The following is a 26,129-nucleotide window of genomic DNA, read 5'->3' as shown; positions in this document are numbered from 1 at the left end:
ATGAAAAAAGTTTGGATCGCATTTACTAGCGTAGTAACCCTTTCCTTTATAGTACTTATTTGGGTAGGAACAGAGGTATATCAAACACAACCACCCATCCCAGAAACCGTTATTATAAAAGAAACCGGAGAAACATTTTTAACCAAAGCAGATATACAAATTGGTCAGAATGTTTGGGAATCTATTGGAGGAATGGAAGTAGGTTCTATTTGGGGCCATGGTAGTTATGTAGCACCCGATTGGTCTGCAGATTGGATACATAAAGAAGCCGTATTTATGTTGAATGCTTGGGCAGAAAAAGATTTTAATTCAACTTACGAAAACTTAGGTGTAGAAAATAAGGCTGCTTTAAAAGCACGATTAATTCAGCATATTAAAACAAATACCTATAATGCTAAAACAGGTAGCATTACCATTTCTAAAGATCGTTATGCGGCTATATTAGAAAATTACAAACATTATACAGACATTTTTTCTAATGGATATGAAAAATATGCAATTCCTAAAGGGGCTTTAGTAGACACTACAAAATTAGCACAATTAAATGCTTTTTTATTCTGGACTTCTTGGGCAGCAAGTACCAACAGACCAGAGAAAGATTATACGTATACATCTAATTGGCCTCACGAACCTTTAATTGACAATACAATTACGCCAGACTCTCAAATATGGTCTGGGTTTTCTATTGTTCTTTTACTTTTATTTATCGGAGGATTAACGTATTACTACATTCGTAATCATGAAAAAGGAGAAGCTGTAAAACACCCAGACAAAGATCCTTTAGATACTTTAGTGCTTTCTAGATCTCAAAAAGCAGTATTAAAATACTTTATTGTAATTTCATTATTAATTGCCTTACAAGTTGTTTTAGGGGCTTTAACAGTGCATTATACCGTAGAAGGTCAAGCGTTTTTTGGTTTTGATTTATCTAGTTTTCTTCCATATTCTATTACCAGAACTTGGCATACACAATTGGCTGTCTTTTGGATTGCTGCAACGTGGTTAGCAACAGGATTATTTTTAGCACCAATGATTAGTGGTAAAGATATGAAGTATCAAGTATTCGGAATCAATTTTCTATTCATAGCGTTATTACTTATTGTATTGGGTTCTATGATGGGTGAGTGGTTAGGTGTGCATCAATTTTTAGATTTAACAACCAATTTCTTCTTTGGTCATCAAGGATATGAGTACATGGATTTAGGTAGGTTTTGGCAAATATTCTTAGGTGTCGGTTTGGTTTTATGGGTACTTATGGTAGGTAGACACGTAGTGTTTGCTATCAAGAAAAATGATGATTCTAAACATTTATTAATTATTCTTTTAATATCTGTTATTGCCATTGGTATGTTTTTCTTCTCCGGATTAATGTATGGAGAAAACAGTAGTTTACCAGTAATTAACTATTGGAGATGGTGGCTTGTACACCTTTGGGTAGAAGGTTTCTTTGAGGTTTTTGCAACTGTAGTTATTGCTTTTATTTTCTTAAGAATGAAAATTTTATCAGCAAAAACAGCAGGAAAAGCTTCTATTGCTTCTGCTACCATATTTTTAGCAGGTGGAATTATTGGAACTTTACACCATTTATACTATTCTGGAACACCCGTGCAAGCCATTGCTTTAGGCGCAACCTTTAGTGCTTTAGAAGTAGTGCCGTTAACTTTAATGGGATTTGAAATTCGTGAAAATTGGAATCTTTTAAAATCTAACGAATGGATTCAGAAATACAAATGGCCTATATTTTTCTTTATTGCAGTAGCATTTTGGAACATGGTAGGAGCAGGTGTATTTGGTTTCTTAATTAACCCACCAATTGCATTGTATTATATTCAGGGATTAAATACCACAGCCGTACATGCACATACTTCTTTATTTGGTGTTTATGGATTGTTAGGTATGGGATTCATTATTATCTGTTTGCGTTTTTATTCTGACAGAGTATGGAGTTCTGTAAAATTAAAAAGAGCTTTTTGGTTTTTAAATATTGGTTTAATAGCTATGGTCTTTTTAAGCATGTTACCTATAGGAATTATACAGGCATACACATCAATTACAAAAGGATATTCTTTTGCAAGAGATGCAGAATTATTGTATTCTCCAACAGTACAAACCTTAAAATGGATGCGTATGATTGGTGACGTTATTTTTTCTGTAGGTATCTTTTACTTTTGTTGGTTTACCATACAAGAAACCATTTATTGTATCAAAAAGAAAAATTAATTTTTAAATTAATATAGAATCAGCATAGGCCTTTCATAGGTTTGTGCTGATTTAATTTTTTATAAAATGAAAGAAATAGAAAACAGAGCAGATATAAATATATTGGTCACTACTTTTTATAATGAAGTTAGAAAAGATGCGTTATTAGGTCCTATATTTAATCATCATTTAAAAGCAGAACAATGGCCTCCACATTTAGAAAAATTAACCGATTTTTGGGTGACGGCATTATTGGGTGATGTTTGCTTTAAAGGCAACCCTACAAAAGCACATTTAAAAGTCGATAAACATTTAAAGCATACCATGAGTCAGGAACATTTTGGACAATGGTTACAGATTTGGTTTCAAACAATTGATTCTTTATATGTTGGAGATGTAGCACAAAGAGCCAAAGATGCGTCTAGAAGAATGGAAACAGGCCAGTATTTAAATGTTTGGAAAAGTAGAGGAGTGTAATCTCTTGTGCAGTTAGAAGTGCTTAAACACTAATACTTCTGTTTTTTATTGATATAATTATGATCTAAGGTTCAAAAACTGAAATTTGTGGTTATTTTTATCTTTGATAATATTTAATCATGATAGCCTTTAAAATCTAAAAAATCGAGACATATTTCAAAAAAGTAATTAAGTGACAAATGTCAGTAAGTCTATTTTAGAATTTATATAGTTTTGCTGCTTGTAAAGTGTTTGAACATTAATTGCATCAAACAATTATTAAACCAATTATGAAAGTAATAAGACTTCTTTTTATTTTAACATTATTATCCAATTTTAGCTACGGACAAAGCAATAAACTAAAATTAAATCTCGATGAAACAGGGGAAACCTATATAAAAGCCTCGCTTAGAATGAATTTATGGGCTAGGTATATGGATACTAACCCGGGTACAATTATAAATAATGAAACTGCTAACAATGTGTTTGATGTCTCTATAAGAAGATTAAGAATGGGAGTTTCTGCACAATTAACACCTAAATTATATGTATACTCTTTGTTTGGTGGTAATAATATGAATAGCAAATCTGAAAAAGATTTTAAGTTTGGTGTTTTAGATTTGTATGCCGAATATGAGTTTGCAAAGGAATTTGCTTTAGGTTTTGGAGAATCTGGTTGGGATGGTTTAAACCGTTGGAATGTAAGAAGTAGTGCTAATTTAATGGCTATTGATGCTCCTTTGTTTTCTCTATTAACAGTAAATAAAAATGATGATATTGCTCGTGGATTAGGTATTTGGGCTAAAGGACAAATACATAAGTTTGATTATATTCTATCTTTAAAAGACCCTGTTCAATATGGAATAGCAGCAACGGAAGGTAAAGTAGACTATGCAATTAATAAACCAAGAAAAAAAATTTCTGGTTATGTCAAATATGAGTTTTTAGATAATGAAAGTAACAAATCTGCCTACAGCGGAGGGGCAGGAACTTATTTAGGAACAAAAAATATTTTAAATCTAGGTGCTGGTTTTATGAATCAACCTAAAATGACTTCGCAATTGGTAAATGGTATCGAAAAATATTACGATTTTAAAAATTGGGCAGTAGATGTGTTTTATGATGCTCCTTTAAATAAAGAAAAAGGAACTGCTATTACTACTTATTTAGGATACAATCATAATGATTTTGGCCCTAATTATGTTAGAAACGTTGGTGCCAATGATATTACTTCAGGAGGGACCTCTTTTAATGGAAGTGGTAATGATTTTCCGATGATGGGAACCGGAAATACTACCTTTTTTCAATTAGGATATTTATTAGCAAAGGGTAAAAAAAGTTATCAATTACAACCTAATATTGCTATACAATATTCAGATTTTGATGCCTTAGATGATACCATGGTGGTGTATGATTTAGGAGTAAACTGTTTCTTTAAAGGGCACAGTAATAAATTAAGTTTAGGATATCAAAATAGACCTGTTTATCAAAATATAAACAATCAAATAAAAGTAGATGAACGTAAAGGTATGTTGGTATTACAGTACCAAATAATAGTAAATTAAAAAATCATTGTTCAGTAAATTACTTTTCAACTAAACTTTCTAAAGCATAAAACAAACGATTTGCTGCATTTTCTTGCGACCCGAAAATAGAACGATACAATTCTCCTTTTTCTGTAATTAACAACCATTGTGGCGTTCCTTCTGCTTTAAATTGATCATAAACTTTGTGGTTTTTATCAATATAAATAGGAAATGGATTCTCACCACTTGTAAAAATACTTTTAATATTGGCTTTTGTTCCTTCTCTATTTGGAAAATCGGCATGAATGCCAGCAACTTGAATGGTTGGATATTTTTGCTGAAATTCATACGCCAACGGAATGGCACGCCCCGTGCAGCCTAAACAATCGTTGTTATAAATTATCAATAGTAAAACTTTATTTTGATAAGCAGTTATTAAATCTACAGCATTACCTTCTAAATCTAAAACAGGGATTGATTTTATAAAACTATGCATCTATATTTTTGGCTTTAAGAGTGATATACAAATTTAAGGTTTCATTATGTATATTAACAAAATATTCCCTTAAAAACGTACTGCTTTCTGTAATTTTGTACCCCTCAAAACGACTTTATATTTTAGATATAATTATTGATTTTAAATACTTATGAAAACTCAAAACACCGCAACTTCATTATAATTTTTTTGATAGTAGGAGGGGAGGGTAATATGTATAAGTGATCATAGTTAACCTGAAAGTAGTGGGTTACAGCTTCGTTTTAGATAAAGAAAGAAATGTAAATAGTAATTGATATTTTTTATTTAAATTATTCTTAAGAATCTTAAAACCTTGTGTGAGATGTCCTTCTACGGTTTTTATTGAAATACCTAGATAATTTGCAATCTCTATATTACTTAAACCTTCTTTTTTACTCATAACTAAAACCTGCTTACACTTTTTAGGAAGTACTTCTATTTCTTTTTCAAGTAATTCTAGTTTTCTGTTTAGGTTTTCATCGTATTCTTGCTGTATAACATTTGTTAATGTATCAGAAAAAGTCTTCTCAATAGCAAAAGTTTCTTTTTTATACTTTTTTATGTGGTCTAAATATTTGTACTTAATAGATTTATAAAGCCAACCTTTTAATACCGTATTTGTGCTTAGGCTCTCTCTTTTCTCCCATAATTTAAAGCATACATCTTGTATTAAGTCTTTTGCTAAAAACTCATCACGACAAAGGCTTTTAGCGTATATGTATATTTCATTATAGTACAAGTCTATTACTTTCATAAACATTTTTTTATTGCCATTTCGAATTGCGATTAATTCAATGTTATTGCTTTTTTTGCTTGTATTTTTATTGTATTCTTTCATAAAAGATTCAATATTACTAATAAATTTCAAAAAAAACCAAGGGTTTGATAAAAACTAATCGTTTCACTAATAAGTATTCGGGATTCCGTAATTAATAATTATGAAAAATAAAAATATTTCAAAAATCATTGCTAGTTTTTTAGAAAATAGGGCAACAGCCGAAGATATTAAAAAACTGACCAAATGGGCTAAGAGAAATCCTACTTCTTATAAAGATTATGTAGAAGTACATTATTTGCTTACAAGAGATATGGATAATGGTAAGACTGAAACGTTTAAGAAAGAATTGCTTTCTAAATTAGAGAACCATACAAAACCAAAAAAGAAACATAAAATTACTTGGTTTAAATATGCTGCAATTTTTGTAGGTGTTTTAACATGTGCTACCTATTTGTTTTTACAAACATCAGATATAGATAAAAGTGTAAATAATGATGTTACAATTACTTTTAATAACGGAGTAAAAGAGATTTTAAATGAAAAAAATTCTAGTGTTATTTCTAATTCTGATAAATATATAGCAAAACAAGAAGGGACAAAAATTACATATAATAAACAAGATATTGATAAAAACGATAGTGCAGAACCTTTAGTTTACAATACGGTAAATGTGCCTTATGGTAAAAAGTTTCAAGTTGTTTTATCTGATGGTACAGAAGTGTTTCTTAACTCAGGATCAACTTTTACGTATCCAACCGCATTTTATAGTACAGGAGAAAGAAAGGTAGAATTAATTGGAGAAGCTTATTTCTCCGTAAAATCAGATTCTTTAAGACCGTTTATGGTAAAGTCAAAAATGTTAAAGACAAAGGTTTTGGGAACTCAGTTTAATTTTTCTAGTTATCCAGACGATGAAATTGCACACGTTGTTTTAGTAGAAGGGCGTATCGCTGTAAAAAAAGTAGGAGATCCGATATCTTCGTTTGTGTTTTTAGAACCAAATCAAAAGGCATCTTACAGCAATTCTAAGAAAGATTTAATTATAGAAAATGTTGATGTTAATAAATATATTTCATGGAAAGAAGGGGTTTTATTTTTTAAAAATGAAGACTTTTTTCATATCACTAAGAAATTAGAAAGACATTATTCTGTAAAAATAGAAATTAAAGAGGATTCATTAAAAACAGAAAAATTTACAGGTCGTTTTAAAACGGAAAGTATTGAAGAAGTGTTAGAAGGTTTTCAAAGAATCAAAAAATTTGAATACACTTTAAAAGACAAAAAAATAATATTAACTCAAAAAAGCAAATAATACATGAAATAACATTTAGTAACAACCTAAAAGAGTTATAAATATAACTATAAAACTCTTTAATAACGAAAAAATCAATTATTAAAACAAACTTAAAATATGAAAAACTCACTATGCAGAAACTTTTTTAAAAGTAAAATAGATCTGAAAATGAAAATAACCATCTTATTTTTATTTGCTAGCTTATTTAAAGTTAACGCAGAAACAAGCAATACTTTACAATCGATTTCTATGAAAATGGAAAATGCATCTATAGTAAATATTTTCAATGAGATAGAAAAAAGTACTGATTATAACATCCTTTATAAAGACTCTTCTCTTGATTTGAACAAAAAGATGACCGTTAACGTGGTAGAGGTTGAAATAGGAACTTTAATGGATATTATTTTAAAAGAGAGTAATGTTTCGTTTGAGGTAAGAAGAAAATTAATTGTGCTTATAGAGAAAGAACAAATTTCAGATACTAATAATGAGCAATCTATAAAAGAAATTAAAGCAGATGTTATTAAAGTTACAGGTAATGTTACAGATGAAAGTAATATAACCTTACCCGGTGTTAGTGTTGTTATTAAAGGCTCTAATAAAGGTGTCGTTACAGATTTTGACGGAAATTATACAATAGAAGTTGATAAGGGAAAAACATTAATATTTTCTTATGTAGGTTATGAAAGTAAAGAAGTAATAGTAGGAGAAGAAACAACAATTAATGTTTCTATAAAACCAGGGGTTAATAGCTTAGATGAAGTTATAATTACAGCAATTGGTACAAAACAATTAAAAGATAGATCGGGTGCAACAAGTTCTTCTATTCAATCTGCAAATATTGAAAAATCTGGTGAAACTGGCTTAATTAATTCATTAGCAGGTAAAGCTTCTGGTGTTCGTATTGGTAAATCAAACGGAGATCCAGGTGCAGGATCATCAATTCAAATTCGTGGAGCTAATACCATTCAAGGAGCAAGTCAACCTTTAATTATTTTAGATGGAATTCCTGTTAGTAATGATAATATTGGTAGCGTTAGTGTAAGTCAGCAATCTCGTTTAGACGATATTAATCCTAAAGATATCGAGTCTGTTCAAATTTTAAAAGGTGCGTCTGCAGCAGCACTTTGGGGCTCTAGAGCTGCAAATGGAGTTATAATGATAACTACAAAAAATGGTAAATTAAATAAGAAACCTTCGGTACAATATTCTTTTTCTCAATCTTATGATGATATTAGTGTACGTACTCAACTTCAAGATAAATACGGGCAAGGTAGAAATGGAGTCTATAGTACTTCTTATGGAGAATCATGGGGAGATAAAATAGCAGATCGTTCTGGTGAAGCAGACGTTGTTGATACCTCAGGGGCCTCTTTTACATCAAATACTTCTGGCCAACAATATTATTCTGTAATTTCTAAAAATTCTAAAGAAACTTTTAAAGACAGTAATTATGATCAAGTTTTTCAAACAGGAGCTTATTCTCAACATAATATTTCTGTAAATGGTGGTGGGCAAGCTGGTTCTTACTTTTTTAGTTACGAAAATTTAGATCAAGAAGGAATTATTAAAAATTACGATTATAAAAGACAAAATATTAGATTAAACACTAAGTTTAAAATTACAGATTGGCTAGCTTGGAATAATAGAGTTTCTTATACAAATACTACTTCTAACAGAATTGTGCAAGCAGGAGAAAATACAAATGGAGTTTTATTAGGGCTTCTAAGAGCTTCTCCAGATTTTGATATTTCTGATTATAAAGGAACTTACACTGATACTAGCGGAGATATCTATACAAATAGACAACGTTCTTATAGAAGACATTTAGGGCAATCAGAAAATCCAATTTATAACAATCCATTATGGACACTTAACGAGCAAAAAGCGCCAAGTGATGTAAATCGTTTTATAGTAAATCCAGAGTTAACGATTGATCCTGTAGATTGGTTAAAAGTTATTTTAAGAGGTGGTATGGATTATTATAATGATACAAGAAGTGAGTTTTACCCCATAGGATCTGCAAGTGGTACAAGAAGTGGTGGTTATTGGGCTCAAACAGATATTACTAATAAAGAAATTAATTTTGATGGAATTGCGATAGCAACTTATGATTTTAGTGAAGATTTAGGGGTGTCTGGCACTTTCGGTTTTAACTACAATAACAGAGATAGAATTGTTAATTACAATAATTTAAGTCCTTTTGCAGTGGATTCAGATTTAACAACGACAGATTTAAATCCAGATCAATCAGCATCATATTGGGACAGAACTTTAACTGAAATTAGTTCTAATCGTGGTTACGGAATTGTAGGGTTAAGTTTATATAAACAATTGTTTATCAATTTTTCTGGAGCTTTAGAAGCATCTTCTACAATTAAGGGGAGCTTTTTTTATCCTTCAGTTGATATAGCATGGCAATTTAGTGATTTAATAGATTCTGATTTTTTTAGTTTTGGAAAATTTAGAACATCATGGGGTAAAGTAGGTATACAGCCATCACCTTATAAATTTGAAACTTTAGCAACTACAGGTTTTTCTTCTTTTGGTGGAGCTTTTATGGTAGATTCGGAAAAAGGAAACTTAGACTTAAAACCAGAGATTAAAACAGAATGGGAAGTTGGAGCAGATTTAAGATTTTTTCAAAACAAAGTATCATTAGGCGTTACTTATTATAGCAATGAAACAAAAGATATTTTATTTGCAGTAAAAGCGAACCCTAGTTCTGGTTTCAACTATAATTATAAAAATGCAGCTATTATAGAAAACAAAGGTTTAGAAATAGATCTTACAGGTAAAATAATTAATACAGATGATTTTAAGTTATCATTAAACACAAATTATAACCACAATAAAAATGTTGTAGTTGATATTGCAGGGGCAGAAACGGTAGATATTGGAGGAACGTCTAAAGCTGTAAAAGGATATGCTATGAGTTCTTTTTACTTACCAGGAACACTTAGAAATGATGATAATAGTTTAGACCTAGATGCTAATGGTTTTCCGCAATTAGATACACAAAGTAGAGTGTTAGGTGACCCAAATGCTGATTGGCGTGGTGGACTAGGTTTGAATTTACAATATAAAAACTTTGATTTTAGTCTTTTATTTGAGCATTCTCAAGGAGGTGATTATATTAACCGTACTAACATTGTTCTTTATGGTTTTGGTAATCATGCAAATGTAGCTAACGAGGTTACTTTAACAGAAAACCTTGTAAACGTAAATGGAGAAGTTTTTACAGCAGGTACAACAGTAAGAGGTAATATAGAAAACTTTGGAAATGGAGATGTATTATTAGATGAATCTTGGTATCGAGGAATTGGTGGGGGATTAGGTTTTAATAAAACTAATGATCTTTATATAGAAGATGCTACTTGGACAAAATTACGTAATGTAACTCTTGGTTATACTTTATCTAATGTTAAGCTTAGTAAAAAAATGGCTTTTGAATCTTTAAGATTTTCTGTTACAGGTCGTGATTTGATTTTATGGACAGGTATTCAGGATGTAGATCCAGAAACTAACAATTACGGAGTTAGTAATGCATTTGGAATGAACTATTTCAATAATCCTGGAACTAGATCTGTTTTATTTAATATTCAAGCTAATTTTTAAAACCTTATTATTATGAAATCAACACACACAATATTTCTATTAATTTTTACAGCCTTTGTATTTATGGGGTGTGAAAAATTAGTTGACGATTTAAATGAAAATCCAAATCAATTAACATTGGATGATATAGATGCAGGTCTTTTCTTAAATGGGGCGGAATTATCTAATATAAGTATTCAATTAGGTTCTTACAGTAGAATGGCAGGTTATTGGTCTGGACAATTAGTAGGTTTTGAACAAACTGAATTTGAACGTTATCAATACAGTGTTACTAGCAGTACATTCGATTGGGATGGTTACCAAAGTGTATTAACACCTTTAAGAGAAATTCAAGAAAGAACAATAGATAATCCTTTGTTATTAGGTATTTCTAAAGTAATAGAAGCCCATTTAGTTGGTACTTATGCTTCTTTATTTGGAGATATTCCTTATTCTGAAGCTTTAACAGATATTGAAAATCCAATATTTGATAAACAAACAGTTGTTTTTGCACAATTACAACTTCTTTTAGATGATGCAATTACAGAGCTTGAAAATGCAGAAGGTTATGGTGTTTTAGAGGATTTTATTTTTAATGGTGATCGTCAAAAATGGTTAGAATCTGCCTGGACCCTTAAAGGACGTTATTATACACATACAAAAGAGTATAGTTTGGCTTATAATGCTGCTTCAAATGGAATTTCATCTAGTGCTAATAATATGATGTTTAATCCGCTAGATATTACAGGAGAAAATAGTACGAAAAATAAATATTATATTTTATTAGAAGCAGGTCCATATACAGGTACAAGTGGTAGTTATTTAGAACAATTGTTAGATGAAACAAGTAGTGTTTCTCGTAACAATTCTAAAACAGATGAAACAGCAAGATTAAAATATTACACTATAGACCAAACAAGTGGAGATGCTAACCTTGGTATAGCTCATGAATTAGAACCTCAACCAATGATTACTTATAGAGAAAACCTTCTAATTTTAGCTGAATCAGGATTAAGAACAAATGGTTTTTCTACAGGTCTAGTGCATTTAAATGAATTACGTACTTTTTTAAATTCGGGTAGTTTTTTAAATGATAATTTTTCTTCAGAATCTTATGCTTATGAAGTTTATATCACGGAAGATTTTAATGCAGGTGGAATTGAGAACCTAGATAGTATAGATACAGATAGTGCTTTATTAAGAGAAATTATAGAAGAAAGATATGTTTCTGGTTTTACAACTTTTATGGCTTTTGATGATACACGAAGATTACAAAAATCGGATTCTGATATCGATGTTCCATTTGCTTTAAATGTAGCTACAAGTACACAAAATGTAGAACGCATGTTGTACCCAGAAGATGAAATCCTATCGAATACAATGGCTCCGTCAGATCCAGGTTTATATGAAGCTACAGAGGTAAATCAATAATATTAAACATCTAATATGAAAACCAATAAACAAATTAAGAAACTATATTTTACTAAGTATATTGCATTATGTTTATTTACTTCCACTGCATTTTTACAAATGCAGTGTAGTAGTAAAAAAGTAGTTTCAGAAAATAAAGAAACTGTTGCTGTAAAAGATGTTTTCGATCCTTCTTGGATAGAAACCACCCAAGGTAATATTCCTTTAGTGATAAGTGCTCCTCATGGAGGACGAATTTCTCCTGAAGAAATCTCGGATCGTATATGTGGTACAAAAGAAAAAGATGATAATACTAATTTATTAGCATATCAGATAAGTGAAGCTTTTGAAAAACAAGGTAAAAAACCATTTTTAATTGTTTCTCAAATTGCAAGAGCAAAAATTGACTTGAATAGAGATATGGAAGTTGCTACTTGTAAAAACCCTTTAATGTATTCTACTTGGAAACAGTATCATAAATATATAGAAGAGGCGCTTGATAAAGCGATAGAAAAATATGGTTATGCTCTTTATATAGATTTACATGGTCAAAGTCACCCTGTAAAAAGATTAGAATTAGGTTATCAATTACGTAAATCAGATTTAGAGAAAAATAGTAAAGGAGAAAGTGGTTCAGAATTAAATGCTAAATCATCTCTTAATAATTTATTGAATTTAACTGGTAACAGTAAATCTCTTAAAGAACTAATGACAGGAGAAAATGCTTTAGGTACTTATTTCGAATCTAACGGATTTCCTGCAGTGCCTAGTTTACAAGATCCATATCCAAAATCTGATGAAGCTTACTTTACAGGAGGTTATAATACAAGAAGGTATACTTCTAAAGAACACCCAAAAGTCTTTGGATTACAAATAGAAGCTAATTATAAAGTTCGTGCTTCTGAAGAAAATAGAGAAAAATTTTCTGAAGGATTTGTAAAGTCAATAACAAGTTATTTAGAGTTTGTAGAAACACAAATCAATTAAATTAAAATTGACTCTTTGTCAATTTTAAAATTAAATAAAACCTGCCTTTATCGATATTTTAAATCTAAAAGGTGGGTTTTGTTTTTAATAAAGTTATAAATAGTAATTCTTAATACACTTAAAATGAACAATAAAACAGTTTATAGGTTTCTTATGCTATTGGGTATTTTACTTTGTGTAAAACAAGGTTATAGTCAAGAAACGTTCCCTAAAAATGATGTTACAGATGCCAGACCACAAAATGTAGCGTTTACAAATGCTACTATTGTAGTAGATCCATCAACTAAAATAAATAATGCAATTTTATTAATTAAAGATGGAATTATAGAAGCTGTACTTAACGATGGAAATGTTCCTGAAGGTTATACGCAAATAGATGTTAGTGGTAAATATCTCTATCCATCATTTATAGATATGTTTAGCACATATGGACAACCAGAAGTTGTTGTTCCTAAAAAAGTAAATCCATTTATAAAAAGAGAACAAATACAATCGAGTATTAAAGGACCTTATAATGCAAACGAAGCTATTAAAGCTGATTATAACGGAACAGAACATTTTAGTGTTGATGAAAAACGTGCGGTAAAATTAAGAGCACAAGGTTTTGGTACTGTGGCAAGCATGAAACCAGACGGAATTGCAAGAGGTACAGCAACATTTGTAGCGCTTGGTAATGATAACGATAATAACATGACCTTAAAGAGTAAAGTTGCGAGTCATTATTCTTTTGATAAAGGAAGTTCTACACAAGATTATCCTATTTCTCCAATGGGATCTATTTCTTTATTAAGACAAACTTTTTATGATGCGGAATGGTATGCATTAAATACTTCTCGTTCTTTTTCTGACCTTGGTTTAGAAGCTATTGAAATCAATAAAAATTTACCTCAAATTTTTGAAGCCAAAGATTGGTTAACAGATATTCAAGTAAATAAAATAGGAGTGGAGTTTGATATTAAGTTTATTATTAAAGGAGGAGGTAATGAATACCAACGTATAGAAGAAATTAAACAATTAAATTCTCCTTTAGTTATTCCTATCAATTTTCCATCATCATATAATGTTTCAGATCCTGTAATTACAGACAAAATAACATTGGCAGATTTAAAACATTGGGAGCTTGCACCTTCTAATCCGGCTAGTTTAGAAAAAAACGGAATTCCGTTTGCTTTAACAACATATCCTCAAGAAAATCCATTACATTTTTTAGAAAACTTAAGAAAAGCAGTTTCTTTTGGCTTAACGAAAGAAAAAGCACTTTCTAGTTTAACTACAACACCTGCCAAACTTTTAAAAGTAGAAGAAATAGTAGGAACATTATCAAAAGGAAAATTAGCGAATTTTATTATTTCTGATGGAGATATTTTAGAAAACGGAACATTGTTATTAGAAAATTGGATAAAAGGGAAACCTTATATTATTCAAGAAAGTATTAATAAAACGATAGCTGGTTCGTATTCTTTAAAAGTTGGTGATTTTAGTACAACGTTAAATATTGATGTTCATAAAGGGAAATATGTGACAACAATTATTTCTTCGGATGGATCAGAAAAAAAGGCTGATTTTAAAATGGATGGAGAACTTTCTGTTTTAAAGTTTAATGATAATCAATCTCAATTTAATTTAAAAGGTTGGAATGTAATTGAAAAGGATATTGATGTTTTTAAAGGTATAGGTTTGTTAAATTTTAAAGACGAAATAGCTTGGACTGCAGTAAAAATTAAAGACGAAAAAATAACAGATAAAAAAACTAATCAGACAAATAATACAAACTTAGGTGATGTGTATTATCCTTTTTTAGCCTTTGGAGATACAAGTAAAACAACATCAGAAAAAATATTAATTACCAATGTAACTATTTGGACTAATGAAGATGTTGGTATATTAAAAAATACAGATGTTTTATTAGAAGATGGTAAAATATCAAAAATAGGAAAAGATTTAGTAGCTAAAAATGCTACTATTATTGACGGAAAAGGAAAACACCTTACTCCAGGAATTATAGATGAACATTCTCATATCGCATTAAGAGGTGTTAATGAAATTGCTCCGAATTCTAGTATGGTTCGTATGGAAGATGTTGTAGATTCCGAAGATCCTGGTATTTATAGAGCTTTAGCTGGTGGAGTTGTAGTTGCTCATTTATTGCATGGTTCTTCAGACCCTATTGGTGGTCAATCTGCTATTATCAAACTAAAATGGGGAGAATCTCCAGATGGATTAATTATAAAAAACACAGATAAATTTATAAAATTTGCTTTAGGAGAAAATCCAAAAAGATCAAAAAGTAAACCTTCTATTCGTTTTCCAAGAAGTTTAATGGGAATGGAACAATTTTATACAGATGCATTTACAGAAGCTCTTTATTACAAACAAAATTGGGACACTTATAATAACTTAAGTAAGAATAATAAAGCTAAAACTATTAAACCTAGAAAAAACTTAGTACACGATGCAATGTTAGAGGTTATTGAAGAAGAAAGATTTATTTCATCACACTCCTATCAACAAAAAGAAATGTTAATGCTGATGGATGTTGCAGAACGATTCGATTTTAGAATTAACACATTTACGCATGCTTTAGAAGGATATCGTATTGCAGATAAAATGAAAGAGCATGGTGTTGGTGGTAGTACTTTTTCTGATCGATGGAATTTTAAATGGGAAACAAGAAATGCAATTCCTTATAATGCCACAATAATGAATAATGTTGGTGTTGTTACAGCTATTAATTCAGATAGTGGAGAAACTATTAGACATTTAAATCATGAAGCATCTAAAGCCATAAAATACGGTAAGACTTCTCAAGAAGATGCCTTAAAAATGGTAACATTAAATCCTGCAAAATTATTGCATTTAGATGATACAATGGGAAGCATAAAAATAGGGAAATCTGCAGATGTAGTATTATGGTCTGGACCACCTTTATCTATTTACTCTAAAGCCGAAAAAACAATTATTGAAGGCGCTATTTATTTTGATATCGAAAAGGATAAAAAACTAAGAAAAGTTATGCGAGAAGAAAGAGCTAGAATTCTAAGTAAAATGTCTGGATTAGGAAATACTGGTGTAAATCCAACAAAAATATCGAAAGAAAGAATAGAGTTTGATTGTGAATACATTCAAATGGGAAATTAATTTAAATATTAAAAACGATGAAAACATATAAAATTTTTACAATATTAATATCAATTATGTCCCTTTCATTTTCTAATAATTTGTTAGGACAATGGATGCCGAATGTTTCAAAACCACAAAAAGAAGCTATTTTACTTTCAGGCGGAACGATACATACAGGAGATGGTCTTGTTCTAGAAAATACTGCAGTTGGTTTTAACCAAGGTAAGATTACTTATATAGGGAAAGAAGAGAATTTAGATAAAGAATCTTATAACGTTATAGACATCTCTGGGCAGCATGTTTATCCTGGTTTTATACTTTTAAATTCTACAATTGGTATTCAAGAAATAAGTGCCGTTCCGCATTCTAATGATGTTTTAGAAGAAGGCGATTTTAATCCTAATTTAAAAACGGTATATGCTTTTGATACAGGTTCTACGTATATACCAACTTTACGTTTTAATGGTATTTTGTATGTAGAATCTATAAGATCTAGTGGTGTTATATCTGGTACTTCTTCTGTAATGGAAATGGATGGTTGGAATTGGCAAGATGCTGTATTTAAAAAGGAAGCTGCGGTACATCTTCATTGGCCATCTTCTCTTAAAGCGATAGTTGATAAAAAGACAAATACACGTCAAATGTTACCAAATTCTGCTTATAAAATACAGAGACAAAAACTAGAAAATTTATTTAGTGCATCTAAAACTTATTTAGCATCAAAAGATAAAAGAGTCAATTTAAAATTAGAAGCTTTAGAAGGTTTATATCTTGGTGAAAAAGCATTAGTAATTCATGCCAATGAACCTAAAGAAATTATTGAAGGAATTATGTTTGCTCAAAAATTCGGAGTTAAAAATATTGCTTTAGAAGCTTCTGAAGCTACATTAAAAGTTAAGCAATTTTTAAAGAAAAACGAAATTCCTGTAATACTTCCGCCTACTTATAATTTACCAAGATCATCAGACTTAGATTATGATACTTATTATAAGTTGCCAAGTTTATTAATGAAAGAAGGTATTGTAGTTGCATTAAATCATGCAGGTTCATTATCAAATGCAATGAACTTGCCTTTTTATGCAGGAACAGCTGCTGCTTTTGGATTAACTAAAGAAGAAGCTCTTAAAACAATTACATTAAATCCTGCTAAAATACTTGGTATTGATGATAAAATAGGAACTATTTCTATTGGTAAAGAGGCAAGTTTATTTGTTTCTAATGGAGATGCACTTGATATTCAGTCTAATTCTTTATCAATAGCATTTATTAGAGGGAAACAATTGAATTTAGACGGTTCACATCAAGAGAATTTTAAAGTTTATTTAGAAAAATATAATCAAAAAAAATAATTTATTTTATGTATTTAAAACTAATTAAAATCGACTTTATTTTTAATTTAATGAAGAAGAAAACACTACTGTTATTTTTCATATTTAGTGTCTGTGTTAGTTACGCTCAGAAAGAAAAATTTAAAGGACAAGGCCCAATAAATATTGTTGCTACAGATTCTAAACCCGTACAAAAACAATGGAAAGGAGAATTTAAATTTTCTGATAACGATGTTACATTTTCTAACGAGTTTGAAGGAGCAAGATTAAACGGAATTACTCAAAATAACGATAGTACATATACAGCTTTAATCACCTCAGAAAATACACCAATAAATATTAGTCCTTGGTATGCTTTTAAGGTTTGGTCTAAGAAAAAGCAAACTATAAATCTAATATTAACGTATCAAGAATTGATAAAACATAGGTATTATCCAAAACTTAGTACAGATGGAATAGGTTGGGTAGCATTAGATTCTATGCGTTATACAGCATACAATACAGGTAATACTAAAACATTTGGTAATAGTGCTTTGCCTCTAAAAGTTAAATTACGTTTAGATATAGGACCAGATACTTTATGGGTAGCAGGGCAGGAATTGCAAAATTCAACTTTAGTAAATAGCTGGATAGATAGTTTAACCCAAAAAAAATACGTTACAAAAAGTACCATTGGAAAAAGTACAGAAGGACGAGATTTAAATATGCTTAGTTTAGGTAATACAGAATCTAAAAATAGGATTATGATTATTTCAAGACAACATCCTCCTGAGGTTACAGGGTATCTAGCTATGAAAGCTTTTGTAGAGACGATTGCATCAGATTCTAAATTAGCTAAAAAATTTAGAAAGAAATTTGCAACTTATGTAGTACCGCTAATGAATCCTGATGGAGTAGATAATGGTTTTTGGAGACATAATGCAGGCGGAATAGATTTAAACAGAGATTGGGCTAATTTTAATCAGCCAGAAACCCGAGCAGTAAAGGATTTTATGGAAAGTTTGGTAGCCAAAAATAAAGGGAAGTTTTATTTCGGGATTGATTTTCATTCTACTTGGGATGACATTTACTACACTGTAGATCCTAAATTAAAAGGAAATATGCCAAACTTAGTTCCTAATTGGTTGAGTAAAGTAAAGGAAAATATAGAAGGTTACGACCCTAATATAAGTCCGAATGATAAATTGGTTCCAACCACGGTTTCACGAAATTATTTTTTTATAGAACATGGTGCAGAAGCTTTAGTATTTGAAGTTGGAGATAATACGCCTCGTGACTTTCTAAAAGAAAAAGCTGTAATAGGCGCTAACGAACTCATGAAACTAATGTTAGAGAACATTAAAAACAAATAGCATTTACAACTAAAAATAACTACTTATGAGAAAAATACTTTATGTACTTACATTCTTACTAATTTTTACAAATTGTAAACAAGAACAAGAAATTGCTCCCACAGGTTTGGTTAGAGAAAAAGCGATGGTTGTTTCTGCACGTGAAGAAGCTTCTAAAATTGGCGCCGAGATTATAAAAAAAGGAGGAAATGCTTTTGATGCTATGGTAGCAACAGAACTTTCTTTGGCAGTGGCTTATCCATTTGCAGGAAACCTTGGCGGAGGAGGTTTTATGGTGTACAGAAAAAATAATGGTGAAATAGGAGCTCTTGATTATAGAGAAAAAGCACCATTGGCAGCACATAAAGACATGTATTTAGACTCTTTAGGAAATGTAATTCCTAAAATGAGTACATCTGGAGGAACAGCATCTGGAGTTCCTGGAACTGTTGCTGGTGTTATGGCTGTGCATGAAAAATTTGGGAAACTTCCCTTAAATGAAATTATGAAACCGATTATTGCTTTGGCAAAAAAAGGTGTTGTGGTTACCGAAAAACAAGCAAAAAGATTAAAAGGTACACGAAATCGATTTATTGAAGTAAATGGAGAAAGTACCAAATTCGGACAATTATTTAAGGAAGGAGACACTATAAAGTATCCTGAACTGGCTAAGACTTTAGAGATTATTATGACTGAAGGAAAAGATGGTTTTTATAAAGGAAAAGTTGCTCAGAAATTAGCCACATTTATTCAAGAACATGGTGGTTTAATTACAGAAGAAGATATGAGTAAATATGAAGCTAAATGGAGAGACCCTATTGTGTTTGATTATAAGGAACTTAAAATTATATCAATGAGTCCGCCAAGTAGTGGAGGTGTAACTATGAACCAGATTTTTAAAATGATGGAACCTTATGATGTTGCTAAATTCGGCCATAATTCTAATCAAACTGTTCAGTTATTTACAGAGGCTTCAAGACGCGCTTATGCTGATAGGAATTATTACTTAGGAGACCCTGATTTTGTAGAAATTCCTTACAATATGTTATTAAACGATAAATACCTTAAAGAAAGAATGTCTAGTTTTTCTTTTGATAAAGCAACTTTATCATCCGAAGTAAGTCACGGAAATGTAGAAATTTACGAAAGTATGGAAACTACACATTATTCTATTGTAGATAATGAAGGGAATGCTGTTTCTGCAACAACAACATTAAACGGTGGTTATGGCTCTAAACTTTATATTGAAGAATTAGGCTTTTTTATGAATAATGAAATGGACGATTTTAGCTCAAAACCAGGAGTTCCAAATATGTTTGGTTTAATTGGTGCAAAAGCAAATAGTATTGCTCCGGAAAAAAGAATGTTAAGCAGTATGACACCTACAATTGTAGAGAAAAATGGTAAGTTATATATGGTTGTTGGTACACCTGGAGGATCTACAATTATTACTGCAGTAGCACAGACTATTTTAAACGTATATGAATTTAACTTAAGCATGCAAGATGCTGTTAATGCTCCTCGTTTTCATCATCAATGGATACCAGACCAGGTTATATTTGAACCTTATGGTTTTTCTCCTAATTTAATAGAAAATCTTAAATCTAAAGGCTATATAATTAATGAAAAAAGAACACCAATTATTGGTAAAGTAGATGCTATTAGAGTATTATCTAACGGAGAATTAGAAGGAGGAGCTGATAAACGTGGTGATGATAGCGCTTTTGGATTTTAACTGTTGAACGATCATAAAACTTTGTTGAATTTAATTATTAAAATCTTGTTATTCTGAATAAAATTTTTAGAAGTTATTTTATGATATTTTTATAAAAAATGCATTTCCTGTTATGTAATTTTGCATTATTAAAAACAACTATTATAATTTATTAAAAGTACGAATGAAAACGATAAAAACAGCGTATTCTATCTTAGATCTTGCATTAGTTTCCGAAGGAAATACCTTAAAAGAAACCTTTAACAATGTACTAGAATTGGCACAAAATGCAGAGAGTTTTGGTTACACACGTTATTGGTTAGCAGAACATCATAATTCTCCTAATATTGGTAGTATTGCTACTTCGGTTTTAATTGGTTATGCTGCGCAAGGAACGAAGACAATTCGTGTTGGTTCTGGCGGAATAATGTTACCAAATCATTCACCTTTAATTGTAGCAGAACAATTTGGAACTTTAGGTTCTTTGTATCCGAATAGAATCGATTTAGGTTTGGGAAGAGCACCCGGAACCGATAGAGAAACTGCACAAGCCATTCGATCTGATTTTATGGAAGCAGCACAACATTTTCCTAGAGAAATAGAAAAAATTCAGACATATTTTTCTAAAGAAAACGAGCAAGCAAAAGTAAGAGCAACCGTTGCAGAAGGTGTAGATGTACCACTTTATGTATTAGGTTCTAGCACTGATAGCGCACATTTGGCAGCTAAAAAAGGATTGCCGTATGCTTTTGCAAGTCATTTTGCTACAACACATTTATGGAATGCTCTGGCTATTTATAGACAAGAATTTCAACCTTCAGATTTTTTACAAAAACCATATACAATTGTTGGTGTAAATATAATTATTGCAGAAACGGATGAGGAAGCAGCCAATTTATCTACTTCTTTAATTAGTATGATTGTTGGTTTGTTTACTGGTAAAAGAGGTTTTGTACAACCACCAACGGCTATGACGGAATATTATAAAGAGATTTTACAAAATCCGCAAGTACATCAAATGCTTAAATATTCTTTTATAGGAAGTAAAGCAACTGTAAAAACGCAAGTAAAAGCCTTTTTAGAAAAAACAGAAGCAGACGAATTAATAGCTGTTACTAATATTTATAGTATTAAAGATAGAATTCGTTCTTATGAGTTATTTGCAGAAATAATGGATGAGTTAAATTAAAATTTAATGAATCAAAAATAGCTTTGAAAGTATTTTAAAAGTATATTTACGTGTATTTTATAAGGATATAATCCCTTCTATTTTAGATGTTAAAAATAATTGAGTGCATAGTAGTTACACAGAACAACTTTCTAAATTAAATGTAAATATACCTATAAACCTAGTTTTATCTGGTGGAGGAATTAAATGTGCCGCACATTTAGCTTTGATAGAAAAAATAGAAGAGTTAGGCTTACAAATAAATGCTATTTCTGGAAGTAGTGGTGGAGCTTTAGTTGCCTCATTATATGCTTCTGGTATTTCTACGCATGAAATTTTAGAAATCTTTAAAAGAACGAGTCTTTTTAAGTTTTCCTTCTTTAGCATGACAAAAGCAGGGATTTTTGATACTTTTTTATTCAAATCGATTATAGAAAATAAAATAAAAGATAAATTTAGAGATTTAAAAATTCCAATTTACATTACTGCCTCTAATATGCAAAGCGGTAAACCTCGTTATTTTAGTAAGGGTAAATTATTAAAACCTGTATTGGCATCTTGTGCGATTCCTGGTATTTTTACACCTATTATCATCAATAAAACCTTGTATTCCGATGGCGGAATTTTAGATAATTTTCCGATAAAACCCTTTCTAAAATCAGGATTACCCATTATAGGAAGTTATGTAGCAGAACCTGCCCCAAAAACACCTTTACAATTAAATTCGACCTTTAAAGTAATTACACATGCTACTTATTTAAAATCGCATGCTGCAGAAAATTTTAAGTTTGATTTCACAAAAATGACTGTTAGTTTTCCGTTGTCTGAGTATTCTGGATTGGATAATAAAGATTCTGAAAAGATCTATAATATTGGGAAATTGTATTTAGATGGTCTTTAATTTATTCTCTTTTATTTAGCAACAATCTCAACCCCGACATATTATAATTTTAGTAGTAATTCAAAAGATATGGAGCGGCAAGTGTCCAAAGAGCTTTTGCGGTCTGGACACGATAGAGCAATATCTGGTAGAATTCAATAAAATTATCAGAAGTCTAGATTTTTGGTTCTTTTCATCAATGGAAAAGAACAATGAAAATAGTTTTTAAAAGAGTTATTAAAGTTTTACTTTTTAATTCTTCTAGCTAAATTCCCGTTACTCACAGTCAATTTAATTGTAACTTAAAAAGACCTTTTAGATCTTAAAAACTTGAAGTCGGTTTAAATCTCATGGTGATAAAGAATCCTTTTTATTATAAAAAGGTCTTCTTCATGAAACAAATCATAAAATTCCCATCCATAAAAAAAAGGTTTTCGTATAGTCAATTCCTGCAAACGTATATTACATTCTTATAAGATAGTATATAGTTTCACCTTTGAAGTGTTAATTTAAAACACTGATAAAATGAAATTATATATACTCATAGCAAGCTTACTATTTGTGCAGTTTTCTTTTGCGCAAGATGTAACTACAAATTCCGCATCAAAAGTATGGTCTTTGCAAGATTGCATCGAATATGCTTTAGAAAACAATATTACAATTAAAGATGCAGCACTTACTAAAAACATTGCCGAAATTGATTATAACAGAGCGAAATCGTCTCGATTACCAAATTTATTTGCAAGCGCTTCTCAAAATTTTTCTAGCGGTAATACAATAGACCCTATTACTAGTGATTTTGTTACAGACCAGATACACAGTACAAACGTAGGTATCAATACTTCTATGACGTTGTTTCAAGGGAATCAGATTACCAACCAAATAGCACAAAATAAGATCTTATTTAGCCAAAGTGTATTTGAAGAAGAAGTAACACAAAATAACATTGTTTTAAATATTTTAGAAATCTATTTACAAACGCTTTATAGTAAAGAAAGTATTGTAATTGCAGAAAATAACTTGTTAGCTTCAGAAACAGAAGTGTTAAGAGCAAAATCTCGTTTAGATGCAGGTAACATTGCATTAAGTGATTTTACGGAAGCTCAAAGTCAGGCAGCAACTAACAAATACAATGTAATTACTGCTAAAAACGACTATCAACAATACATCATTGCATTGAAACAATTATTAGAATTATCACCAATTCAAGAGTTGGAAATTGAAACCATTAATGAAAATATGGATTTGGTAAATATAGAATTAAACAAAGCGGATGTGTATGAAAAAGCATTGGGGATTTTACCAGAAATACAATCTAGTAACTTAAATATAGAAGCCAATAAAAAACAACTAGACATTGCAAAAGGAGGATTTTTACCAACACTGGCTTTATCAGGAAGTTTAGGTTCTGGGTATACAAGTATTAACGATAATACATTTTCAGGTCAGTTTGATGTGAATTTCAATCAGAAATTAGGGGTGTCTTTAACCATTCCTATTTTTAATAGAAATCAAACTAAAAGTGCTGTACAAACGGCAACCATCAACATAGAAAAAGCAGAAATACAAAAGTTATCTACAGAAAAAGAAGTGTATAAAAAAGTAGAAACAGCGTATCAAAACGCATTGTCTGCACAAGAGCAAGTTATTGCAGCAGAAGCCTCTAAAACAGCAGCAGAACAATCTTATAAACTAGCTCAAAAAAAGTACGAATTAGGCGCTTTAAGTACTACAGATTTAGTGATTAGTCAGAACACGTATACCAACGCACAACAAAACTATTTACAATCTAAATACTTAAATATTTTATACCATCAATTATTACAATTTTATCAAGGAAACGATATCAAACTTTAATTAATAAAATCATGAAAAAAAATAAAAATATCATCATTATCAGCATTGTAGTCGTTGTATTGGCTATTGTAGGATACTCTTTTATAAATAGCGATGATGCTATCATTATAGAAGCAAAAACAGTGTTGGCTAAAAAAGAAAATGTAACTACTATGGTTACTGCAACCGGAACGATAGAACCAATTACGCAAGTAGAAGTAGGTACACAAGTTTCTGGAGTTGTAGAAAAGATATATGTAGATTATAACAGTGTTGTTAAAGAAGGTCAGTTAATTGCAGAGTTGGATAAAACCAATTTAAAATCGTCACTTTCGCAAACGCAAGCAAGTTATGATAATGCGGTAAGTCAAAGAAATTACATGAAAACGATTTACGACAGACAAAAATCTTTGTTTGACAATCAAGTAATCAGTAGAGCAGATTTTGATGAGGCAACTTATAATTATGAAACCGCAAAAGGAACGGTTACTCAACGTTATTCAGACTTACAATCTGCAAGAACAAATTTAGGATATGCTAATATTTATTCGCCAATAAACGGCGTAGTATTATCGAGAGCTATAGATGAAGGTCAGACTGTTGCAGCAAGTTTAAGCACACCAACCTTGTTTACCATTGCGCAAGATTTAAAAGAAATGCAAGTAGAAGCAGATGTAGATGAAGCAGATATAGGTCAGGTTAAAGAAGGACAAAGAGTAGAGTTTACTGTAGATGCTTATATAGGCGAAACTTTTAATGGTGTTGTAACGCAAGTACGTTTGGATCCTACAGTAACCTCAAATGTAGTGACTTATACAGTTGTGGTTAAAGCTGATAATGAAGACTTAAAATTAAAACCAGGCTTAACAGCAACCATTTCTATTTTTACTTTAGAGTTGAATAATGTGTTAACTGCAGAAGCAAAAGCGATTAATTTTAGTCCACAAGCAGCAATTTTATCGACCTATAATGCACATCATAATATATTGGAAGCAACCAATTTTCCTACAAAAAATGAAACGACGCTTTGGGTATTGAATAAAGACAGAAGTATTACTCCAAAAGTAGTAACCTTAGGCGCAAGTGATGGTGTAAATGTTCAGATATTAAGAGGTGTTTCTACAGGTGATAAATTAGTGTATAGTTTAAAGGAAACTACGAAATCAACAGCAGGATCAGGAGCTAATTCTAATGAAAGTCCGTTTATTCCACAACGTCCAGGAGGCAAAAAAAAATAAAAAACCATGAATAAAGAAATCATTAAAATAGAAGGTTTAAAACGAGAGTTTACCATGGGAACCGAAACGGTTCATGCATTAAGAGGTATTTCTTTCGATATTAAAGAAGGAGAGTTTGTAACTATTATGGGCTCTAGTGGTTCTGGTAAAAGTACCCTATTAAATATTTTAGGATGTTTAGACCAGCCAACTTCTGGTATTTATGAGATTGATGGGGTAAAAGTGAAAGACTTAAGTAGAAATGAATTGGCAACGATAAGAAATGAAAAAATAGGATTTATTTTTCAATCTTATAATTTATTAGCAAGAACTTCTGCCATAGAAAACGTAGAATTACCATTGTTATACAACAGTAAAGTTTCTACAGAAGAACGAAGAGAACGTGCAATAAAAGCCTTAAAAATGGTTGGTTTAGGAGAGCGAATGGATCATACACCATCTCAACTTTCTGGAGGACAACAACAGCGTGTTGCCATTGCAAGATCTTTAGTAAATAACCCTGTAATGATTCTTGCCGATGAAGCTACAGGGAATTTAGATACTAGAACATCTTACGAAATTATGTCCTTATTTCAAGAGTTAAATAAACAAGGCATTACCATTACGTTTGTAACGCACGAGCCAGATATAGCTACATTTAGTAATAGAACAATTGTGTTAAAAGACGGTAATGTTATTAAAGATTATCAAAATGAAAAAATTCTATCCGCAGCGATAGAATTAGCAAAATTACCTAAACAAGACGATTAA

The 26,129-nt window shown here is 30.6% G+C and carries 18 protein-coding genes; 16 read left to right on the top strand and 2 right to left on the bottom strand.

Going from position 1 to position 26,129, the window contains the following annotated elements:
- The 3 genes from H0I29_RS15745 to H0I29_RS15735 all read left to right on the top strand — a co-directional run bounded on the left by H0I29_RS15745 (position 1) and on the right by H0I29_RS15735 (position 4,220).
- On the top strand, positions 1 to 2,220 hold the full coding sequence (locus tag H0I29_RS15745) for a nitric-oxide reductase large subunit (RefSeq protein WP_218730479.1): 2,220 nt from the start codon (positions 1 to 3) through the stop codon (positions 2,218 to 2,220).
- Between the two features lie 66 nt (positions 2,221 to 2,286).
- Positions 2,287 to 2,676: a group III truncated hemoglobin gene (locus H0I29_RS15740; protein WP_218753243.1), complete on the top strand. Its 390-nt coding sequence runs from the start codon at positions 2,287 to 2,289 to the stop codon at positions 2,674 to 2,676.
- 269 nt (positions 2,677 to 2,945) lie between these two features.
- Positions 2,946 to 4,220, top strand: a complete 1,275-nt coding sequence (locus tag H0I29_RS15735) for a porin (RefSeq protein ID WP_218753241.1) — start codon at positions 2,946 to 2,948, stop codon at positions 4,218 to 4,220.
- Positions 4,221 to 4,239: 19 nt separating this feature from the next.
- Here H0I29_RS15735 and H0I29_RS15730 read toward each other — a convergent pair whose 3' ends face one another.
- Positions 4,240 to 4,677 (bottom strand): redoxin domain-containing protein, encoded by a 438-nt coding sequence (locus H0I29_RS15730; RefSeq protein WP_218753239.1) that lies wholly within the window; start codon positions 4,675 to 4,677, stop codon positions 4,240 to 4,242.
- Positions 4,678 to 4,927: 250 nt separating this feature from the next.
- Positions 4,928 to 5,452: an RNA polymerase sigma factor gene (locus H0I29_RS15725; protein ID WP_218753237.1), complete on the bottom strand. Its 525-nt coding sequence runs from the start codon at positions 5,450 to 5,452 to the stop codon at positions 4,928 to 4,930.
- Positions 5,453 to 5,636: 184 nt separating this feature from the next.
- Here H0I29_RS15725 and H0I29_RS15720 point away from each other — a divergent pair, with 184 nt between their 5' ends.
- The 13 genes from H0I29_RS15720 to H0I29_RS15660 all read left to right on the top strand — a co-directional run bounded on the left by H0I29_RS15720 (position 5,637) and on the right by H0I29_RS15660 (position 26,129).
- Positions 5,637 to 6,788, top strand: coding sequence for a FecR family protein (locus H0I29_RS15720; protein WP_218753235.1), 1,152 nt, complete (start codon positions 5,637 to 5,639; stop codon positions 6,786 to 6,788).
- A gap of 150 nt (positions 6,789 to 6,938) precedes the next feature.
- Positions 6,939 to 10,388 carry a SusC/RagA family TonB-linked outer membrane protein gene (locus H0I29_RS15715; RefSeq protein ID WP_218753233.1) on the top strand — a complete coding sequence of 1,150 codons (3,450 nt, stop codon included), beginning with the start codon at positions 6,939 to 6,941 and terminating at the stop codon, positions 10,386 to 10,388.
- A 12-nt stretch (positions 10,389 to 10,400) separates the two neighbouring features.
- Positions 10,401 to 11,798 carry a SusD/RagB family nutrient-binding outer membrane lipoprotein gene (locus H0I29_RS15710; RefSeq protein WP_218753231.1) on the top strand — a complete coding sequence of 466 codons (1,398 nt, stop codon included), beginning with the start codon at positions 10,401 to 10,403 and terminating at the stop codon, positions 11,796 to 11,798.
- Positions 11,799 to 11,813: 15 nt separating this feature from the next.
- A complete protein-coding gene (locus tag H0I29_RS15705; RefSeq protein ID WP_218753229.1) occupies positions 11,814 to 12,764 on the top strand; it encodes a hypothetical protein in 951 nt (316 codons plus the stop codon).
- A 123-nt stretch (positions 12,765 to 12,887) separates the two neighbouring features.
- Positions 12,888 to 15,902: an amidohydrolase family protein gene (locus tag H0I29_RS15700; RefSeq protein ID WP_218753227.1), complete on the top strand. Its 3,015-nt coding sequence runs from the start codon at positions 12,888 to 12,890 to the stop codon at positions 15,900 to 15,902.
- 17 nt (positions 15,903 to 15,919) lie between these two features.
- The gene (locus H0I29_RS15695) at positions 15,920 to 17,233 is read left to right on the top strand and encodes an amidohydrolase family protein (RefSeq protein ID WP_218753225.1); all 1,314 of its coding nucleotides are present in this window, start codon (positions 15,920 to 15,922) and stop codon (positions 17,231 to 17,233) included.
- An 8-nt stretch (positions 17,234 to 17,241) separates the two neighbouring features.
- Positions 17,242 to 18,564 carry a M14 family metallopeptidase gene (locus tag H0I29_RS15690; protein WP_218753223.1) on the top strand — a complete coding sequence of 441 codons (1,323 nt, stop codon included), beginning with the start codon at positions 17,242 to 17,244 and terminating at the stop codon, positions 18,562 to 18,564.
- A gap of 25 nt (positions 18,565 to 18,589) precedes the next feature.
- Positions 18,590 to 20,278, top strand: coding sequence for a gamma-glutamyltransferase (gene ggt, locus H0I29_RS15685; RefSeq protein WP_218753221.1), 1,689 nt, complete (start codon positions 18,590 to 18,592; stop codon positions 20,276 to 20,278).
- Between the two features lie 163 nt (positions 20,279 to 20,441).
- Positions 20,442 to 21,446, top strand: a complete 1,005-nt coding sequence (locus tag H0I29_RS15680; RefSeq protein WP_218753219.1) for an LLM class flavin-dependent oxidoreductase — start codon at positions 20,442 to 20,444, stop codon at positions 21,444 to 21,446.
- A 103-nt stretch (positions 21,447 to 21,549) separates the two neighbouring features.
- Positions 21,550 to 22,326 carry a patatin-like phospholipase family protein gene (locus H0I29_RS15675; protein WP_218753217.1) on the top strand — a complete coding sequence of 259 codons (777 nt, stop codon included), beginning with the start codon at positions 21,550 to 21,552 and terminating at the stop codon, positions 22,324 to 22,326.
- Between the two features lie 504 nt (positions 22,327 to 22,830).
- Positions 22,831 to 24,162: a TolC family protein gene (locus H0I29_RS15670; RefSeq protein WP_218753216.1), complete on the top strand. Its 1,332-nt coding sequence runs from the start codon at positions 22,831 to 22,833 to the stop codon at positions 24,160 to 24,162.
- Between the two features lie 11 nt (positions 24,163 to 24,173).
- Positions 24,174 to 25,379, top strand: coding sequence for an efflux RND transporter periplasmic adaptor subunit (locus H0I29_RS15665; protein WP_218753215.1), 1,206 nt, complete (start codon positions 24,174 to 24,176; stop codon positions 25,377 to 25,379).
- 6 nt (positions 25,380 to 25,385) lie between these two features.
- Complete coding sequence (locus tag H0I29_RS15660; protein WP_218753214.1) at positions 25,386 to 26,129, top strand: ABC transporter ATP-binding protein; 744 nt, start codon at positions 25,386 to 25,388, stop codon at positions 26,127 to 26,129.

It is taken from the genome of Polaribacter sp. R2A056_3_33 (assembly GCF_019278485.1).
Classification (GTDB): Bacteria; Bacteroidota; Bacteroidia; order Flavobacteriales; family Flavobacteriaceae; genus Polaribacter.
Note: the sequence above shows the minus strand (reverse complement) of the source record. Positions and strands in the feature narration are given on the sequence as shown.

Excerpts from the sequence above, each read along its gene's own strand:
- H0I29_RS15745 (WP_218730479.1), top strand. The coding sequence starts at position 1 with ATGAAAAAAGTTTGGATCGCATTTACTAGCGTAGTAACCCTTTCCTTT.
- H0I29_RS15740 (WP_218753243.1), top strand. The coding sequence starts at position 2,287 with ATGAAAGAAATAGAAAACAGAGCAGATATAAATATATTGGTCACTACT.
- H0I29_RS15735 (WP_218753241.1), top strand. The coding sequence starts at position 2,946 with ATGAAAGTAATAAGACTTCTTTTTATTTTAACATTATTATCCAATTTT.
- H0I29_RS15730 (WP_218753239.1), bottom strand. The coding sequence starts at position 4,677 with ATGCATAGTTTTATAAAATCAATCCCTGTTTTAGATTTAGAAGGTAAT.
- H0I29_RS15725 (WP_218753237.1), bottom strand. The coding sequence starts at position 5,452 with ATGAAAGTAATAGACTTGTACTATAATGAAATATACATATACGCTAAA.
- H0I29_RS15720 (WP_218753235.1), top strand. The coding sequence starts at position 5,637 with ATGAAAAATAAAAATATTTCAAAAATCATTGCTAGTTTTTTAGAAAAT.
- H0I29_RS15715 (WP_218753233.1), top strand. The coding sequence starts at position 6,939 with ATGAAAATAACCATCTTATTTTTATTTGCTAGCTTATTTAAAGTTAAC.
- H0I29_RS15710 (WP_218753231.1), top strand. The coding sequence starts at position 10,401 with ATGAAATCAACACACACAATATTTCTATTAATTTTTACAGCCTTTGTA.
- H0I29_RS15705 (WP_218753229.1), top strand. The coding sequence starts at position 11,814 with ATGAAAACCAATAAACAAATTAAGAAACTATATTTTACTAAGTATATT.
- H0I29_RS15700 (WP_218753227.1), top strand. The coding sequence starts at position 12,888 with ATGAACAATAAAACAGTTTATAGGTTTCTTATGCTATTGGGTATTTTA.
- H0I29_RS15695 (WP_218753225.1), top strand. The coding sequence starts at position 15,920 with ATGAAAACATATAAAATTTTTACAATATTAATATCAATTATGTCCCTT.
- H0I29_RS15690 (WP_218753223.1), top strand. The coding sequence starts at position 17,242 with ATGTATTTAAAACTAATTAAAATCGACTTTATTTTTAATTTAATGAAG.
- ggt (WP_218753221.1), top strand. The coding sequence starts at position 18,590 with ATGAGAAAAATACTTTATGTACTTACATTCTTACTAATTTTTACAAAT.
- H0I29_RS15680 (WP_218753219.1), top strand. The coding sequence starts at position 20,442 with ATGAAAACGATAAAAACAGCGTATTCTATCTTAGATCTTGCATTAGTT.
- H0I29_RS15670 (WP_218753216.1), top strand. The coding sequence starts at position 22,831 with ATGAAATTATATATACTCATAGCAAGCTTACTATTTGTGCAGTTTTCT.
- H0I29_RS15665 (WP_218753215.1), top strand. The coding sequence starts at position 24,174 with ATGAAAAAAAATAAAAATATCATCATTATCAGCATTGTAGTCGTTGTA.
- H0I29_RS15660 (WP_218753214.1), top strand. The coding sequence starts at position 25,386 with ATGAATAAAGAAATCATTAAAATAGAAGGTTTAAAACGAGAGTTTACC.